Source organism: Bradyrhizobium sp. USDA 3240 (assembly GCF_054063295.1).
On sequence record NZ_JBSSGD010000002.1, the window covers coordinates 7901986 to 7918892 of the forward strand.

Annotated in this window: 15 protein-coding genes; 14 read left to right on the top strand and 1 reads right to left on the bottom strand. The window is 63.7% G+C overall.

Features of this window, described 5'->3' with window-relative positions:
- The first annotated feature begins 214 nt into the window (after positions 1-214).
- The 11 genes from ACVIGA_RS37650 (at position 215) to rlxS (ending at position 11423) form a co-directional block, all read left to right on the top strand.
- The gene (locus tag ACVIGA_RS37650; RefSeq protein ID WP_456670016.1) at positions 215-1180 is read left to right on the top strand and encodes an ArdC family protein; all 966 of its coding nucleotides are present in this window, start codon (positions 215-217) and stop codon (positions 1178-1180) included.
- A gap of 177 nt (positions 1181-1357) precedes the next feature.
- Positions 1358-1783: a ParB/RepB/Spo0J family partition protein gene (locus tag ACVIGA_RS37655; RefSeq protein WP_456670017.1), complete on the top strand. Its 426-nt coding sequence runs from the start codon at positions 1358-1360 to the stop codon at positions 1781-1783.
- 42 nt (positions 1784-1825) lie between these two features.
- Complete coding sequence (locus ACVIGA_RS37660) at positions 1826-1972, top strand: hypothetical protein (RefSeq protein ID WP_456670018.1); 147 nt, start codon at positions 1826-1828, stop codon at positions 1970-1972.
- A gap of 56 nt (positions 1973-2028) precedes the next feature.
- A complete protein-coding gene (locus ACVIGA_RS37665; RefSeq protein ID WP_456670019.1) occupies positions 2029-2613 on the top strand; it encodes a thermonuclease family protein in 585 nt (194 codons plus the stop codon).
- A 1079-nt stretch (positions 2614-3692) separates the two neighbouring features.
- Positions 3693-4016 carry a DUF736 domain-containing protein gene (locus ACVIGA_RS37670; RefSeq protein WP_456670020.1) on the top strand — a complete coding sequence of 108 codons (324 nt, stop codon included), beginning with the start codon at positions 3693-3695 and terminating at the stop codon, positions 4014-4016.
- A 100-nt stretch (positions 4017-4116) separates the two neighbouring features.
- The gene (locus tag ACVIGA_RS37675) at positions 4117-4935 is read left to right on the top strand and encodes a DNA -binding domain-containing protein (RefSeq protein WP_456670021.1); all 819 of its coding nucleotides are present in this window, start codon (positions 4117-4119) and stop codon (positions 4933-4935) included.
- A gap of 257 nt (positions 4936-5192) precedes the next feature.
- Complete coding sequence (locus tag ACVIGA_RS37680; RefSeq protein WP_456670022.1) at positions 5193-5411, top strand: helix-turn-helix domain-containing protein; 219 nt, start codon at positions 5193-5195, stop codon at positions 5409-5411.
- Entirely contained in the window at positions 5401-5940 is a 540-nt protein-coding gene (locus ACVIGA_RS37685; RefSeq protein ID WP_456670023.1) for a S26 family signal peptidase, read from the top strand. The genes ACVIGA_RS37680 and ACVIGA_RS37685 overlap by 11 nt, the downstream gene beginning before the upstream one ends.
- Positions 5941-6191: 251 nt before the next feature.
- Positions 6192-7280 (top strand): IS110 family RNA-guided transposase, encoded by a 1089-nt coding sequence (locus ACVIGA_RS37690; RefSeq protein WP_456670024.1) that lies wholly within the window; start codon positions 6192-6194, stop codon positions 7278-7280.
- Between the two features lie 499 nt (positions 7281-7779).
- Positions 7780-8868 carry an IS110 family RNA-guided transposase gene (locus tag ACVIGA_RS37695; RefSeq protein WP_456665228.1) on the top strand — a complete coding sequence of 363 codons (1089 nt, stop codon included), beginning with the start codon at positions 7780-7782 and terminating at the stop codon, positions 8866-8868.
- A gap of 584 nt (positions 8869-9452) precedes the next feature.
- Positions 9453-11423 (top strand): relaxase/mobilization nuclease RlxS, encoded by a 1971-nt coding sequence (rlxS, locus tag ACVIGA_RS37700; RefSeq protein ID WP_456670025.1) that lies wholly within the window; start codon positions 9453-9455, stop codon positions 11421-11423.
- Positions 11424-11649: 226 nt separating this feature from the next.
- Here rlxS and ACVIGA_RS37705 read toward each other — a convergent pair whose 3' ends face one another.
- Positions 11650-12753, bottom strand: a complete 1104-nt coding sequence (locus tag ACVIGA_RS37705; protein WP_456670026.1) for a Fic family protein — start codon at positions 12751-12753, stop codon at positions 11650-11652.
- Between the two features lie 595 nt (positions 12754-13348).
- Between ACVIGA_RS37705 and ACVIGA_RS37710 the strand changes: the two genes are divergently transcribed.
- The 3 genes from ACVIGA_RS37710 to trbB are packed head-to-tail and all read left to right on the top strand — an operon-like array spanning position 13349 to position 16904.
- On the top strand, positions 13349-15376 hold the full coding sequence (locus tag ACVIGA_RS37710; protein WP_456670027.1) for a conjugal transfer protein TraG: 2028 nt from the start codon (positions 13349-13351) through the stop codon (positions 15374-15376).
- A gap of 12 nt (positions 15377-15388) precedes the next feature.
- On the top strand, positions 15389-15928 hold the full coding sequence (locus ACVIGA_RS37715; protein WP_456670028.1) for a CopG family transcriptional regulator: 540 nt from the start codon (positions 15389-15391) through the stop codon (positions 15926-15928).
- Positions 15929-15965: 37 nt separating this feature from the next.
- Entirely contained in the window at positions 15966-16904 is a 939-nt protein-coding gene (gene trbB / locus ACVIGA_RS37720; protein ID WP_456670029.1) for a P-type conjugative transfer ATPase TrbB, read from the top strand.
- Positions 16905-16907 lie beyond the last annotated feature (3 nt).

Sequence of the window (16907 nt, forward strand, 5' to 3'; positions counted from 1 at the left end):
GTGGGCGTCGCTCCCGTATAGCCCCGAACCGGCAAGCCGCAACCGCGGGGTCGTGAAAGTCGCCGCTGACGAAAATGCCGATCCTCGCGGTCCTCCGCTGCGCTTCGGCCGTTCCGGTGCGGCTTGCCTCTGCGTTCGGGCTGTCCGGTCGCTCTTCGCCGCCCACCCCGCCTTTCCGGGGCAGGGCGCGGAAGACGAGCGAACGGAGATCATCATGTCGAAGCGTGCCGCGCGCGATCGCGCGACCAAGGCGAAGCCGAGCCTCTATGAAGACGTCACCGCGCGGATCATCGCCGATCTGGAGGCGGGCATTTTCCCTTGGGCGCAGCCTTGGGGCGCCACCACGAAGAATGCCTTGCTCGGATTGCCGCGCAATGCGGCGACCGGCAGCAGCTATTCCGGGATCAACATCCTGATCCTGTGGAAACGGCTGTTCGATGGAGGCTTCGCCTCGCAGCGGTGGCTCACCTTCCGGCAGGCGGCGGCTCTGGGCGGGACCGTGCGCAAGGGCGAGCGGGGAGTCGGGGTCTGCTATGCCGACAAGTTCGTCCCCAGGGATCGCCGAAGCGAACCCGGCGATCCGGTGTTCGCGCAAGGCGACGGGCACGAAACCGAGGCGATCCCGTTCCTGCGCCGCTACATCGTGTTCAACGTCGCGCAATGCGAGGGACTTCCCGATCGTTGCCTGGAATCTGCGCCGGAATTGCCGGAGCGTCAGATCGTGCCGGAAGCGGAAGCGCTCGCGCGCGCGACGCTTGCCGACATCCGTCACGGCGGCGATCAGGCGTTCTATGCCCCGCGCGAAGACGTGGTTTGCCTGCCGCCACAATCGGCTTTCTTTGACCAGATCAACTATTACCGCACGCTGTTTCATGAACTAGGGCACTGGACCGGCCATCATCGCCGGCTGAACCGCGATCAGGGCGGGGCCTTCGGGTCAAAGCTCTATGCCGCGGAGGAACTGGTCGCCGAGATGACGGCGGCGTTCGTTTGCGGGTCTCTGTCGATCGTGCCGACCGTTCGGCACGCCGACTACATCGGCAGCTGGATCGATGTGCTGCGCGCGGACAATCGCGCGATCCTTCGCGCCGCGAGCAAAGCCTCGAAGGCCGCCGACTTCCTGCTGGGCTTCCGCGCACCGGTCGCTGAAGACCAGGCGAGGGACAGGCAGGGGGCTTAGCGAGTCCCGTCACGGCCGCAAGAGCTGGGCCCCAGCGCAACCCATTGCCTCCCGAAATCGGGCTCGTCGGTGAGGCTGCTCCCAACTGTTGAGCCTGCACCACAACGTCAACCGAAGGAGATAAGACAATAGACCTGCAACACATTCCGCTGAGCAACCTCATGGTCGCTACCGTCAATGTCCGCCATGGGCGCAAACCGCCCGACGGAAGCCTCCCTGATCGAGAACGTCGCGGGCGAGCCCATGGATGAACTTCAGGAGTATGAGGCCTTCGCCAGGCTGCTCAAGCAGGGCCGCAAGGTGGAGGAGATCGCCGCGACGTTCGGCGTGACTGAGCTTCGGGTCAAGCAGCGGCTCGCAATCGCGGGCCTGCGACCAAAGATCAAGGAGGCGTTTCGCCAGGGCGGGATCGAGAGCGAAGACCCGCGGCTCCTCACGTCGGCGACCAGGAGCCAGCAAAAGGAGTGGGTCGATGTGCCTGCCCCCCGATTCGGCTGCGGCGGCCTCCGCCGCAGCCGCCTTCGGGAGAGCCCGAGTCGTGAATCAAACCCTAACACCCCGGAAAATAAGCCTGAGGCGCGAGCCCCGCGACTCAGACTATGAGTCCGGCTCGATCCATGGAAGGAACTGGACGGAGCCGAGCCCATGCAAAATGCATTCAGCGTCTTTGTTGACGGCAGTGCCATGGTGAAGCGGTGCGTTGTACAGGTTCTGATCGGAGGGACGACGCTGACCGCGACCGTCGTGGTGCTGGCGCGGGTCGCTTCCTCCCTGAGCGTTGGCACGCCATAGCGCGTGGTCCTGACAAGTGGAAACCGGGTCTCCGCGTGGATTTGGCTAGCTCGAAGATGTCGCCAGAGTTGGTCTTCGTTCGGTTGAATCAGGTGTTGGGATGGCAGCCGTTTGTGAGCTGCGCGCTCGCATTGCTGGTGATTGCCACAACGCCGGCGAAGCAGGCGCGCGCCGACGACGTGACCGGGCAAGCGAGCGTCATCGACGGCGATACCATCGAAATCCATGGTGCGCGCGTGCGCCTTTACGGGATCGACGCCCCCGAGCACGACCAGCTCTGCCACGACCGGCGCGGCGAGCGCTATCGCTGCGGGCAAGTGGCGTCGAACGCGCTCGCCGAGTTCATCGGCAGGCAAGCGGTCGCGTGCGTCGAGGTCGACCGCGACCGCTACAGCCGAACGGTTGCCGTCTGCACCGTCGGAAGGGTCGACCTTGCGGACTGGCTGGTGCGCGACGGGCTCGCGATCGACTGGCCACGCTACAGCAGGGGCGACTACGCGCCCGCCGAAATCGAGGCGCGAGGCAAACAGGTCGGCATGTGGGCTGGACGATTTGTCGAGCCCTGGCGCTACCGGCAATGCATCGGCGCGGGAGGCCGCCCTGAGGGCTGTTCCGCTGCAGGAATCGGCGAGCGGCGATAACGCGCGAAGCCATCAGGGGCACATCATCCGGTCCGGTGAGAATGACGGCCGGAGCCAAAGGTTCTGAAAAACCGGACCCATGTGCATCAATTCAGTGGCTGCTCGAGCCGTGCGCACATGGGGCCGGTCTGATCGTCGCCGCGTCCTCGGACGAACATCTTGCGATGCGTCCGGTATGACCATCACGATGGTTCGCGATTCCGCGGCGGCTTGGGCGTGCGAAAAACCGCGCGCTACTTCTTCATCTTCTTGGTCTTTTTCGCGACCTTCTTGGTCGCCTTCGCCGTCTTTTTCGCCTTCTTCGCTTTCTTGGCCATGTCGTCCTCGTGGTTTGATTGGCTTGACGAATGCGCGGACGCCGTGAGCCGGTGCGCGCGCCATCAAGCTAATATGAAACTAGCAAAATTGATACCACGTTGGGTTAACGCACTGGTTGAAGTGTCGCGACCTCGCCGATGATGAGCAGTGCAAGGCCTCTCGCTGATGTCAGGGCATGCAATGTTTGCGATCCGCAGACGGTGATGAAGCGTGATTTGTCGACGTACCAGCGGCGCGGGCCGCGATTGGCGTAGGGTCTGCGCGGTCCGCACTCGGGAGCCGACAGCGACAGGCTCACATAGTCCTTGCGGCTGTTTTCTCCGCACCGGCTCGCCGAGCGCCAGTCGCGATGCATCTGATGACAACGTGGAAACCCGGGTGAGTATCCGCGCTCTTGTCGCGGTTCGGCCCGATTCCGGCGATGCGCTACTGGACAATCTCCACTCTTGTCGAGACGCGCCGCCCTGGGGCCAACCGGCGCAGTCACGGACTGTACTGTGTGAGCCTCAAAGGTTCGATCTCCTGCTTGTGGGCTTGACGACCTATGGGAAGCGCTCCGCCAGCCAAAACCCTCGCCATCTCCTTTTTTCCCCGCCGGTCCCTGCGGTCCCGGCTCCTCGCGGCCGCTGCGCTTCAAAAAATTCGCCTCCTCGGGTGCGCCGCTATCGCTTCGCCCCTGACGGGTTCGGTGGCGTTTCGCTTCCCATGACGGTCTCGCCATCGCAGGGGATCGGCCTCTGCGTCATCAAAGGAGACAGACCATGACTGCGATCGGATACGTCACCAGGAACGAGAACGGCGGCTACAAGGGCCAGCTCAAGACCGTGTCCATCCGGGCCGACATCGACATCGTGCCGAACCGCGACAAGACCGCGGACACTCACCCGGACTTTCGGGTCGTCACCCAGGGCGTCGAGATCGGCGCAGGCTGGATCCGCCGCGGGGAAAACAGCCGCAAGGACTATGTGAATCTCTCCCTGGCGGCTCCCGAGTTCGGCCCGCGCAAGCTCTACGCCAACCTCGGCCGTGCCGCCGGGCAGGACGACGAGAACGTTTTCGCACTGATCTGGAACCCGGCGGATTGATGCGCTCCGGCCCCCGCGGGTGCTCTCCGCGGGGGCCGCTCTCTTGCCCCAATTGGGCAGAACGATCACCTGCTCAACTAAAAAGCGAGTCGAGGCGCCGTTGAACCTGCCCCAGCACAGACAGCGCCTGCCGCGAAGTTGCGAGGCGGTCTCCTGCGACACGGACGGCTATGACGCGACCGACTGGGCATGGGAATTCTTGCGGCGGAACGCCGACTATGCCGCGGACTGGCGGAGCTCGGTTCCACAACGTCTCGTGGTGACGACGCTTTGCGACGGCACACGGCTGTTGCGGCTGCCGCGGCGGTTTCTGCGCGCAGAAAAATGGGGACTCCATGCCTTTGCCGATCCGATGAAATGCGCCCGCGGGACGCCGGTTTTCTGGCATCCGGACGCCCTGCGGCGGACCGTCCAGCTGTGGGCGCGGCCGCTTGCTGAGGGGAACGGAGCGCCGCCGCGCTCGCTTGCCGACTTCAAGGTTGCGCGCGATGCGGTGATCGATGCCGATGGCGCATCGCTGGTCTTGTTGAAGGGCAGGGGTATTCATGTCGCCCTCGACATCCGCGGGCTTGCGGTGCTGACGAGATCGTTTGCGCCGGCCTTCGAGCTCGAGGGCCTTTCCGATCTTTCAGCCCAGACCGAGCTCTTGAAACGACTGCTGCGCTTCATGGAGCCGGAATCCGCCGTGCCGCAGAGAGCATCGTTAGGCTCGGACGAGCGGCTGCGTCATGCGCTGATCGCGCTCGACGAGAGCCTCAAAGGCAAGACCTACCGGCAGATCGCAATCACGATCTTCGGGCCGAAGATGGTCGCCGACGAATGGCTCGGCCCAAGCCAGTTCCTGAAGGACCGCACCCGGCGGCTGGTCGCCAAAGGCAATGAGCTGATGAAGGGCGGCTACCGCGACCTGCTCGGCTAAGCGCGATCAAATTGGTTTGAATCGTCATCGCGCCTTTAGCGCTTTGTTTGAGCATGATCTGTTCGGAAAGGTGCGAAGCGGTTTTCCGGATCATGCTTTAGCGCCTTTGCCTTCCGCTTGCTTGATCAGCCTTGCCGGCCAGGGATGGCAAATCAGGCCGCACGATTTTCGCCACTTCGATTCACGCACTCAATCTGACGACGCTTCCCCTTGCGTCCCGCCCATCGAGCGGGCGCGCAGCAAGGGACAGCTCGCAGATGACTAAAATCGAAGACAGACAGCCCGACAAGCCGTTTCTGAACACAGTGGAGGCCGCAGCCTGGCTCAGGCTCACCAAGAACACCCTGGAAAAGATGCGGGTACACGGACGAGGCCCAGCCTATCGCAAGCATGGCCGTTATGTCCGCTATCACATCGAGGATCTCGTCGAATGGTCGCAGGCGAGCAAGCGGAGGTCGACCTCCGATGCGGATTAGACATCATCGCCTGTGGGTTAGGACCACGATCGTTGCGGCGATGTGCGGCGGCATCATCCTCTTGTTGCTGTCGGCTGCACCAGGCACGCCAATTCTGATCTTCAATGCCACCGGCAGTGCGCCGCTTGGCTTCTATTATCTGGAACAGAGATACCCAACGCGCGGCGAACTCGCCGTCTTCAGGCCGCCGCCCGCCATCGAGCTCCTGATCGTCGCCCATGAGATCCTGCCCGCGCCGGTACCGCTCCTCAAGACGGTTGTGGGCGTCGGGGGCGACGAAATATGCCGATCGAAGGGACTGGCAGATATGATCCTGATCGACGGCAAAGCTGTGGCGGAAGTCCAGGAGACGGATCAGGCGGGCCGGGCGCTGCCGTCATGGGCGGGCTGCCTGCGGCTGGTCGAGGGAGAGTTTTTCCTGTTGCAGCCGCATCCGCTCTCGTTCGACTCGCGCTACTTCGGGCCGGTCTTGAGGTGCGATATTCTGGGAGTGGCGCGACCGCTCTGGACCTGGAATCCGGATATCTGACCGGCTGATCTTCGGCGATCGCGCGCGTCGAGACCTTGCGCGCGATCGTTCGTCAGGCTCGCGCCTTGATCACTTCGCAGCATCGCTTGCAAACTGGCCAGGCAGCTTCTTCCAGCGAAATCAATGGCGCTTCGAGGGAGGAGGAGAGTGCCGCCCGTAATCGGTCTGCGCCGGGAATTGCCGCTGCTGACGTGGTCCGCGAGCTGAATATTCCGCACACTGCGCCGTCTCAGCAACGCGGGAGGCGTGCGATGGAATGGTTCTGTGGACTGGATGTCGGCATGGACGAAAGCGCGATTTGCGTGGTCGACGACAAGGGTGCGGTGGCGCTGCAAACCACGGTCGTGACCGATCCGGAGGCGATCAAGGCGGCGCTCAAACCGTATCTTGCGCGGCTGCGGCGGCTCGGCCATGAGGCGGGGTCGCTGTCGCCCTGGCTGCATCCGGAGCTCGTCAAACTGGGCTTGCCGGCGGTGTGTCTGGAGACGCTGCACGTCCGCGCGGCGCTGAAGGCGCAGCGCAACAAGACCGACAAAACCGACGCGCTCGGCATCGCCCACATCATGCGCACCGGCTGGTTCCGCAAGGCGCATATCAAGAGCGAAGCCTGCTATCGGCTGCGGCTTTTGTTGACCCACCGGCGCAATCTGAAGCGCAAGTATCTCGACCTCGAGAACGCGATCCGGCACTCGCTGAAGGCGTTTGGCATCCGCCTGAACCGGGTCGGGCGGGGCGGTTTTGCGCAGGCGGTGCGCGACGCGGTAGCACAGGATGCGCTGGTCAGCGAGCTGATCGACGCCATGCTGAACGCGCGCGCGGCGCTATGGAAAGAGTACTGCCGGCTGCACAATCTGGTGGTGAAGCTGGTCGCCGGCCACGCGCTGTGTCGGCGCTTCATGCAGATTCCGGGTGTCGGCCCGATCGCGGCGCTGAGCTTCATGACCGCGATTGACGACCCTTCCCGGTTCAGGCGCTCGCGCGACGTCGCCGCCTATTTTGGCCTGACCTCGCGGCGCTGGCAGTCTGGCGCCTCGATCGACATCCAGGGCCGGATCAGCAAGGCCGGCGATGGCGATGTACGGCGCGCGCTGTACGAGGCGGCGAGCGCGCTTTTGACCCGCTACAAGAAGAAGGACAAGGTCAAAAGTTGGGGTCTGGCGCTCGCCAAACGCAGCTCGCACCGCAAGGCAACGGTCGCGGTGGCGCGCAAGCTCGCCGTGATCATGCACGAGATGTGGGTCGACGGCACGTTCTACTGCGGCGATCCGGACGCCGCCAAGGCGGACGTCAGCGCCCGCGCCGCCGTCAAGCAACGCAGGCTGCTCGCGCCCCTCGCGTGAGGTCGCGGGGCCGAATTTGGGAGACCGATTGAGAGGTGATGAACGCGACGTTTTGAACACGGAGCTCCGCGACGAGCGGATGAGACCTGGTGCAGATCCACGACGACGGAACGCACGTTATCTTGCGTGTGGCCACGCCCCAAAAGGGGCGCCTGGACCACGGAAAATGCCTGTGATGTGGCTCCGTCCGACCGATGGAAAGATGCGCCGCGACGGTTACCGGCTGCCTTGTCGCAGCGAATGTACGCCCGTCGACGAGCGCGCAAGAGTGCACGGCGCACCGGGACTCTCGTGGTCGGTGAGGCTGCGTGGCGTCGATGCAAGGACCTTGTCACAGCAAAGAGAGGAAGCGACAATGGCTGAGATGAAGCGCACAAGACGACCGATTAAGAGGGCCGCCCGTAATCGGCCTGCTGCGGAGCGTGCGGCCGCAGCGCAAGTGGTCTGCACGCTGAATAACCCGCACACTGCGTCGCCTCAGCAACGCGGGAGGCGTGTGATGGAATTCTTCTGTGGCCTGGATGTCGGCATGGACGAGACGGCGATCTGCGTGGTGGACGACAAGGGCAAGGTGCTGCTGGAGGCGGCGGTGGTGACCGATCCCGACGCGATCAAGGCGGCGCTGGCGCTGTATCTCGGCCGCTTGCGGCGGCTTGGCCACGAGGCCGGCTCGCTGTCGCCCTGGCTGCATCCGGAGCTGTTAAGACTTGGATTGCCGGCGGTCTGCCTGGAGACCCTGCATGTGCGCGCGGCGCTGAAGGCGCAGCGCAACAAGACCGACAAGGCGGACGCGCTCGGGATTGCCCATATCATGCGCACCGGCTGGTTCCGGCGTGCGCATATCAAGAGCGCGGCCTGCTACCGGCTGCGGCTGCTGCTGACGCACCGGCGCAATCTGAAGCGCAAGTTTCTGGATCTCGAGAACGCGATCCGGCATTCGCTGAAGGTGTTCGGCATCCGCCTGAACCGGGTCAGCCGTGGCGGCTTTGCGCAAGCCGTGCGCGAGGCCGTGGACGGCGACGCGCTGGTCAGCGAGCTGATCGACGCCATGCTGGCCGCGCGCGCGGCGCTATGGCAACAATACTGCCGGCTGCATGACCTGGTGGTCAAGCTGGTCGCCGGCCACGAGCTGTGCCGGCGCTTCATGCAGATTCCCGGCGTTGGCCCGATCGCGGCCTTGAGCTTCATGACCGCGGTCGACGATCCCTCGCGCTTCAAGAGGTCGCGCGATGTGGCGGCATATTTTGGCCTGACCTCGCGGCGCTGGCAGTCCGGTTCGTCGATCGACGTCCACGGGCGGATCAGCAAGGCCGGCGACGGCGACGTGCGCCGCGCGCTCTACGAGGCGGCGAGCGCGCTGCTCACCCGCTACAAGAAAAAGGACAAGGTCAAGAGCTGGGGGCTGGCACTGGCCAGGCGGTCCTCGCACCGCAAGGCGACCGTGGCGGTGGCGCGCAAGCTCGCCGTGATCATGCACGCCATGTGGAGCAGCGGCACGTTCTACTGCGGTGACCCGGATGTCGCGGCAGCAGACGTCAGCGCGCGCGCCGCGGCCAAGGATCGCCGGCTGCTCGGAGTCTACGCATGAGAAGCGCAAGGGATTTGCACGTCGGCGGCACGATGCCCGCCGCGAATTGAACACGGAGCTCCGCGCGAGCGGATGAGGACTGGTGCAGCACACGAACGACGGAACGCACGTTATCTTGCCTGCGACGGTGCATCTTCGGATGCCGACCGATCGCGCCGGATTGCCTGTGATGTGGCTCCGTCATGCCGATGGAAAGATGCGCCGCGACGGCGTCCGCGCTGCCTTGCTGCAGCGAAGCCTGGCCGTCGATGAGCGCGGAAGACTGCACGGCGCATCAGGACTCATGACGATCGCGGCGCTTCGCGTCATGGCGTGGATCAAACAGGCTTGTCGCAGAAAAGAAAGGAAGCGAGAATGGCTGAGATCAGAGAGACGAGACGCCCGATTAAGACTGCAAGATAAAAGCACTGGCGCTTCACCGTGCTCAAGTCCTTGTCTGCACATCTAGGAGTTGGCGACACCGCTAGCTGCGATGTCGCCAATTGCGGCTCAAGGGAATGCTGTCGTTCGTTGATTGCGTCTGCGACTTGGCGGCCGCTCACTGCTTCACATATCCGCGGTCTTCGCAGCGGGGAGGTCGCGTCATGCATGGCGTCGATGACGACGAATTCGAAGTCAAGCTCGGCCGGATCGGCAATAGCAGAGCCAGGAAAGCAACCAGCTATCTACGGCGCGTGCGCCAGGCGGCAGACAAGGCCGGCGTCAGTTCGCGCCGTGCGTCGAATTTCTCCGGTGGCCGGATCGGTCGGGGGCACGCGCAAGGCACTGTGTTGGCCGGGTCGGCGAGAGCCAAGGGCCAGCGCCGGGTCGTGATCAAGGCGCGCATCGTGCGCATTAGGGCCGGCAATGCCGGCGCTGTTCGCGCCCATTTGCGCTATTTGCAGCGCGACGGCGTCACGCGAGACGGTGAGCCGGGCGAGCTCTACGATGCCGCCGGCGATCGCGCCGACGGCAAGGCCTTCACGGAACGGAGCGAGGAAGATCGCCACCAGTTCCGGTTCATTGTGGCGCCCGAGGATGGCGCGGAACTCTCCGACCTAAAGCCCTTTGTCCGCGACCTGATGCGACAGATGGAGAGTGACCTCGGCACCAGGCTCGACTGGGTCGCAGCTGATCATTTCAACACGGGTCATCCCCATAGTCATATCGTCCTCCGCGGAAGGGAGGACGAAGGGCAGGACCTCGTGATCGCCCGCGATTATATCTCTCACGGCCTGCGGGCGCGGGCCGCCGATCTGATCACGCGGGAACTCGGCCCCGAGACGGAGATCGAGGTCGCACGCAAGCTCCAGCAGGAGGTGACGGCCGAGCGGTTCACGCGACTTGACCGGGCCATCGTGCGCGATGCGCCGGATGGCGCCCTTGAACTGAGCGCAGTGCCGGCGAGAGATCCAGTCTTACAAGCCGCCCGGATGGGGCGGCTACGAGCGCTCGAGCGGATGGGACTTGCGGAAGAGACCGATCCCGGCCAGTGGCGGATCGATGCCGCCCTCGAGGCAAAGCTCAGGCGGATGGGCGAGCGGGGCGATATCATCAAGACCATGCATCGCGAGCTTGCCGCGGCCGGACTGTCTCGGGCCCCTGGCGGCTACACGATCTTCGATCCAGGACAGAGCAGCCAACGGCTGGTCGGGCGTGTCGTCGGTGAGGGGTTTGCGGACGAGCTGAAGGAGCGCCGCTATGTCGTCGTGGATGGCATCGATGGGCGGACGCACTATGCCGAGATCGGCAGCCTCGCCGGACAGGATGAGCCACCGCCCCGGAACACGATTATCGAGCTCAGCTCTCGCGCTGCGGAACCGCGCCAGATCGATCGAACCATCGCCAAGATCGCCGCCGTTCATCATGGGCGCTACAGCGACGACGTTCATCGCCGGTTCGACCCGCAGGCCTCAAGCGAGTATGTCGCATCCCACGTGCGGCGCCTGGAAGCGATGCGGCTGGAGGGCATGGTCAGCCGGCTCAGTGACGGGAGCTGGGCGGTGGGTGAAGATCACCTTGATCGGGCGCTTCAGTATGAGAGCCGCCAACGCGCCCACCATCCCGTGCGGGTTGCCGTGCTGTCATGGCAGAGGCTGGAGGATCTCCCGCAGGCGGTGGGCGCAACCTGGCTCGACCGTCAGCTTGTCGCCAAGAGGCGCGAGCCGATGGCTCCGAGCGGAATGGGTGCTGAGGTCCAGGCTGCCATGCGGGCGAGACGGCAATGGCTGATCGAGCAGGGGCTTGCGCGCGAGCAGGATGGTCAGGTGCGCTATGCGCGGGACGTGTTGCGGACGCTTGAGGCGCGTGAACTCCGACTGGCAGCCGCGGATATTGCGACGCGAACGGGACTTGAGCATCTCGACGTCAAGAGCGGCGACAGTCTCACTGGTGTCTACCGGCGCATGCTGACGCTGAACACCGGCCGCTATGCGCTGATCGAGCGGTCCCATGACTTCGCACTGGTGCCCTGGCGGCCGGTGCTGGAGAGGGCACGTGGGCAGTTGGTCACCGGCAGTGTGGGCGGTGAGGGCATATCCTGGTCGATCGGCATCAAGCGCGGGATCGGGCGCTAGCTCCGGGCGCTGGGCTGCCGGCGGGAGCCAGCTCGCTTCTTCGGCGAGGCGGTTCGCGCAAAGCTCTCGTAATCGCGCGCAACGTTGTGCCTCTTTATGATTATGTCCGCGAGAATAGTAGAACTCGCGGTGGAGGACTCCGCCTTGAGGACCGCTGGTTGCCCGGGTGGACATCGCCGGGAACGCTGGACGGTCCAAGGGATGCGCTCGCCGCAATCAACAGCATTCAAGCGGCAAGCGAATAGCTTGTACTTCGGCCTCCGCCCTCGTCCTTGGCGAGAATGCCCTGATCAACGAGGTCCTGAATGTCGCGCAAGGCAGTGTCGGGCGAGCACTTTTCTATCTTTGCCCATTTGCTCGATGTCAGCTTGCCCTCGAACCCGTCCAGCAGGCGGTTCAACATGTCGCGCTGCCGCTCATTGATCCGGGCTGTCGCATGCCGTTTCCAGAAGTCGGCTTTTTCAAGCACAGCTGCGAGAATGGTCTCAGCTCCGGTGAACGCGCGGTCGAGGCAGCCCAGGAACCATTCGAGCCACGGCGTGACGTTGAGGTCGCCCTTCTGGGTGCTCTCCAGCATGTCATAGTAGGTCTTCCGCTCGCTGCGTATCTGGGCCGACATGCTGTAGAAGCGCTGCGGAATTCCTTCAGAGCGGGCAAGGGACATGTCGGCGATGGCGCGCGCGATTCGTCCATTGCCATCCTCGAAGGGGTGGATCGTCACGAACCACAGATGCGCGATCGCGGCCTTGATGACGGGATCAATCTTCTCCTCGGTGTTGTACCACTCCAGGAACGCGGTCATTTCAGCATCGAGCTTTTCGGCGGTCGGCGCCTCGTAATGGACGTGCTCACGACCATAATCGCCCGAGACAACCTGCATCGGTCCCGCCGACACATCTCGCCAGGCTCCCACCGTGATCTTCTTCAGGTTGCTGCGGCCCGTTGGGAAGAGTGAGGCTTGCCAGCCGAAGAGCCTCTCCGTGGTGAGCTCGGCTTTGAATTTCTGAGTGGCGTCGAGCATCATCTCGACAACACCTTCGACATTGCGGTCTGCCGACGGCAAGGCGCCCGCGTCCATGCCAAGTCGACGCGCCAGCGAAGAGCGCACCGCATCCTTGTCGAGTTTCTCTCCCTCGATTTCGCTGGATTTGAGGACTTCTTCGGTCAGGGTAGTCAGGACAGCTTCTTCCTGCTGTGCAAAACCCAGGGTCTGCATCCGCCCTATGAGCTGGCCTTGCCGAAGCCTGACAGCCGCGAGCAGCTTCGCCAAGGCATCGACATCCCAGGAAAAGTGAGGCCAATCAGGCCGTTGGTGGATATATCCTGGCATTCTCCGCACTCCTTGCGGAGAATATGGCGACCATTCTCCGCATCCGCAAGGGAATTCGCCGCGATTTATGCGGAGAATAGGCTGCTGTTTCCCTGCCTCTAGCTAGTTGGAACCCCTTAACGACCTCGCAAATCCGCTCACGCGTAAACGTCCTCGCGGCGATCGCTTAGCCATGAGCCCCGGATGGGGACGATGTGGGGTCACCACAGCGACAGCTGAGGGACCGCTCTCTCGCGCAAAATTATACGCGCGGAATCAGGATAACCGGCCCCGACTTCGGATTTTCAGCTGGTGCCGAAGATTCAAGAAAGAACGCCCAAACGAGGTCGTTCGATTCGCCCGCCTCTTGCTTACAACGTCGGTGAGTTGAGCAATCAGCTGAGCCAGACGATTGATCCAGTTTGATCATGCTCTTCACCTTCTATTGAGGCGCTTCCTCACCCACGCCGACGCTGGCGCACCGTCGATCTCTCACTGACGAGCTTGATCGATACGGATCTCGCTGCCGACCACGATTTTTATTCCGGTTGAATGCTCACCGGACTCCCGCTTTTCATCTCGCCGCGCTCGCCAACGCGAGTGAGTGGGGCGGAACATGTTTCCAGCAAAAATCTACATCGGTCAGATCACTGCCGTCTTCGGCATCGTGATCGCGTCGACGTGGGGAGCAACGCAATGGACTGCGGCTGCTCTCGGTTTTCAGGAGCGGCTTGGCGCGCCCTGGTTCTTGGTTGCCGGCTATCCGATCTATCTGCCCTGGCGATTGTTCGAATGGTGGTTTGCCTACGAGGCGTACGCCCCCGAAATCTTTGAAGCGGGCGGGGCCATTGCCGCCGCTGGCGGCGTCGCCGGCGCCCTGTTTGCAATCCTGAACTCGGTGTGGCGGGCGCGGCAAAACCAACTCGTGACGACGTACGGCTCAGCCCGCTGGGCGACGCCCAAAGAGATCAAGGAGGCGGGCCTCTTCGCAGCCAAGGGCGTGTTTTTGGGCCGTCTCGAGAACAACTATCTGCGCCATGATGGACCGGAGCACGTCATGTGCTTTGCGCCGACCCGATCGGGCAAGGGCGTGGGACTGGTGTTGCCGACATTGCTGTCGTGGACGTCGTCGGCGGTGGTGCATGACATCAAGGGCGAAAACTGGGAACTGACCTCCGGTTGGCGTTCGACGTTTTCGCACTGCCTGCTGTTCAACCCAACGGACTCAAGAAGCGCCCGCTACAATCCGCTGCTCGAGGTGCGCAAAGGGGCGGCCGAAGTCCGCGATGTCCAGAACATCGCCGACATCCTGGTCGACCCCGAAGGGGCGCTCGAACGCAGAACCCACTGGGAAAAGACCAGTCACTCGCTCCTGGTCGGTGTCATTCTCCACGTTCTTTACGCGGAAGAGCAGAAGACGCTCACCCGCGTCACCGAGATCCTGGCCGATCCTGCTCAGTCCTTTGAGAAGACGCTCAGGATCATGCTGGCAACCAATCATCTCGGCACCGAGACCGAGCCGAAGGTGCACCCCGTGGTCGCCGCAACCGCACGAGAGCTGCTCAACAAGTCCGAGAACGAACGCTCCGGCGTTCTGTCGACCGCCGTGAGCTTTCTAGGCCTTTACCGGGATCCCGTCGTCAGCCGAAACACCGAATACTGTGATTGGCGCATCGCCGACCTCGTGAGCGCCGACAAGCCGGTCACGCTCTATCTCGTCGTTCCGCCGTCGGACATCAGCCGTACCAAGCCGCTGATCAGGCTGATCCTCAACCAGATCGGCCGCCGGCTGACCGAGACCTTGAACGTCAATGCAATTGGCAGCAAGCACCGGCAGCTCCTGATGATGCTGGATGAGTTTCCCGCACTTGGCCGGCTCGATTTCTTCGAAAGTGCGCTCGCCTTCATGGCCGGTTACGGCATCCGCGCCTATTTGATCGCGCAATCGCTCAACCAGATCGCAAAGGCCTACGGCGAGAACAACGCGATTCTCGACAATTGCCACGTCCGCATTGCCTTCGCCGCCAACGACGAGCGCACCGCCAAACGGATCTCGGACGCCCTGGGGACCGCGACGGAACTACGTGCACAGCGCAACTATGCCGGTCATCGGCTGGCTCCCTGGCTTGGCCACGTCATGGTCAGCCGTCAGGAGACCGCGCGTCCTTTGCTGACGCCAGGCGAAGTGATGCAGCTGCCGCCCCATCAGGCCATCGTGCTGGTTTCTGGCCTTGCACCGGTCCGGGCGATGAAGCTGCGTCACTACGAAGACGCAAACTTCGTCAGCCGCCTGCGCGAGCCGTCGTCCTTGACGGGCGACGCGTATGCCGACCGGCCGGCGGCACGCCCTGACAATTGGAGGGGGCAGGTGCGCTCAACCGACCTTCGCCTTGCGACCCTGCCGTATCGCGAGCTCATGCAGGCGAGCGGCGAGGAGGGCGGTCTCAAGCAGCAATTGCCGTTGTTCGATGAGGCGGCACCGGCCGTAGACGACGCGCGCGCCATCGAGGAGCGATTGCTTGACGACGATTCTGACGTCGCCGCCGACCACAACCAGATGCAGCAATCCGCGGGCGCGTCTAGCGCCGTACGCCGAGCCCACGCCGTCACCCGCGACGATGACGATCTTCTCCCCTCATTCTGAAGAGCATTTCCGATGAAACCGAAACTGTCGGCCTACGTCAGCGATAGCGTGGCGCAACGGCTCGAACTCGCGGCCAAGCGGCCGGGAACCAATAAGTCAGCGATCGTGGACGCTGCGCTTGATCGCTTTCTCAATCCTGAGCGGGACGCAAGCGGCGATGCGGCGCTGATCCGAAGGCTGGACCGGATGAGCCGGCAACTGGAACGAGCCGACCGTGACGTGAGCGTCCTGGCGGAGACCATCGCACTTTTCATCCGTTATTACCTGACCATCACGCCGCCGCTGCCTTCGCAAGATCAGGATGCAGCGCGTGCGCTGGGCCGCGAGCGGTTCGAGATGTTTGTTGCCCAAGTCGGCAAACGCGTCGCCTCCGGTGGCCGGCTTGTCGCGGACGTCATGGATCGCGTCAGCACGTCGAAACCAGATCTCTTCATGCGGAACCTCGAGGAGGGCGCTCCTCAACCCAGCGATACCGGATCCCGCGCGCAGGGCGCGACGGGTGAGCCGCCGGAGCATTCTCCGGCAGGGCGAGAGGAGGTCGGCAATGTCTGATCTCCTCTCGCCAGAGACCCGCGAACGACGCCGCGGCATGCTGCGGACCGCGATGGGACCGGCAATTGCCCTGGCTCTGGAAGAGCCTGATGTCGTCGAGGTCATGGTCAATCCCGATGGGAGGCTTTGGCTTGATCGGCACGGGACGGGTCGCGCCGATACCGGCGTTATTCTGACGCCGCTGGAGTCGGAGCGGATCATCCGGCTTGTTGCAAGCCATGTGCGGGCGGAAGCGAGCAGTTCGTCTCCAATCATCTCGGCGGAGCTACCCGAGACTGGTGAACGCTTTGAAGGTGTCCTGCCGCCGGTCTCGCTCGCGCCTTGCTTTGCCATCCGCAAGCCCGCAACGACCACGTTCCGCCTATCCGATTACGTCAAGGCACAGGTTGCCTCGCCGCTAATGGCGAAAGTGCTGACATCAGCGGTCACCGAGGCGCGCAGTATCCTGATCGCCGGCGGCACCGGTTCGGGCAAGACGACGCTTGCCAATGCGCTCCTTGCCGAGATCGCTGGCCTCGGAGAGCGGGTGGTCGTCATCGAGGACACCCGTGAGCTGCGCTGCGATGCGAAGGATGCCGTAATGCTCCGGACCAAGCCGGGCGCGGCGAGCCTTGCGGATCTTGTCCGCTCTACGCTGCGCTTGCGGCCCGACCGCATCATCGTCGGAGAGGTCAGAGGCGCCGAAGCCCTCGACATGCTGAAGGCCTGGAATACGGGCCACCCCGGCGGAATTGCCACGGTCCATGCCAACTCCGCACGAGCTGCGCTCTACCGGATCGAACAGCTCATTCAGGAAGCGGTCGCAACCGTGCCACGCCGGCTCATTGCCGAAGCGATCGACCTGGTCGTCTTCATCAAGGGGCGGGGACCCGCACGGCGCATCGAGGCGGTCGCCGAGCTCAAGGGCCTCGATTCGTCGGGCGACTACCTGCTCGAGACCCCTCCCGGACTTCCAAACACAACCCACCGTCCTTGACCT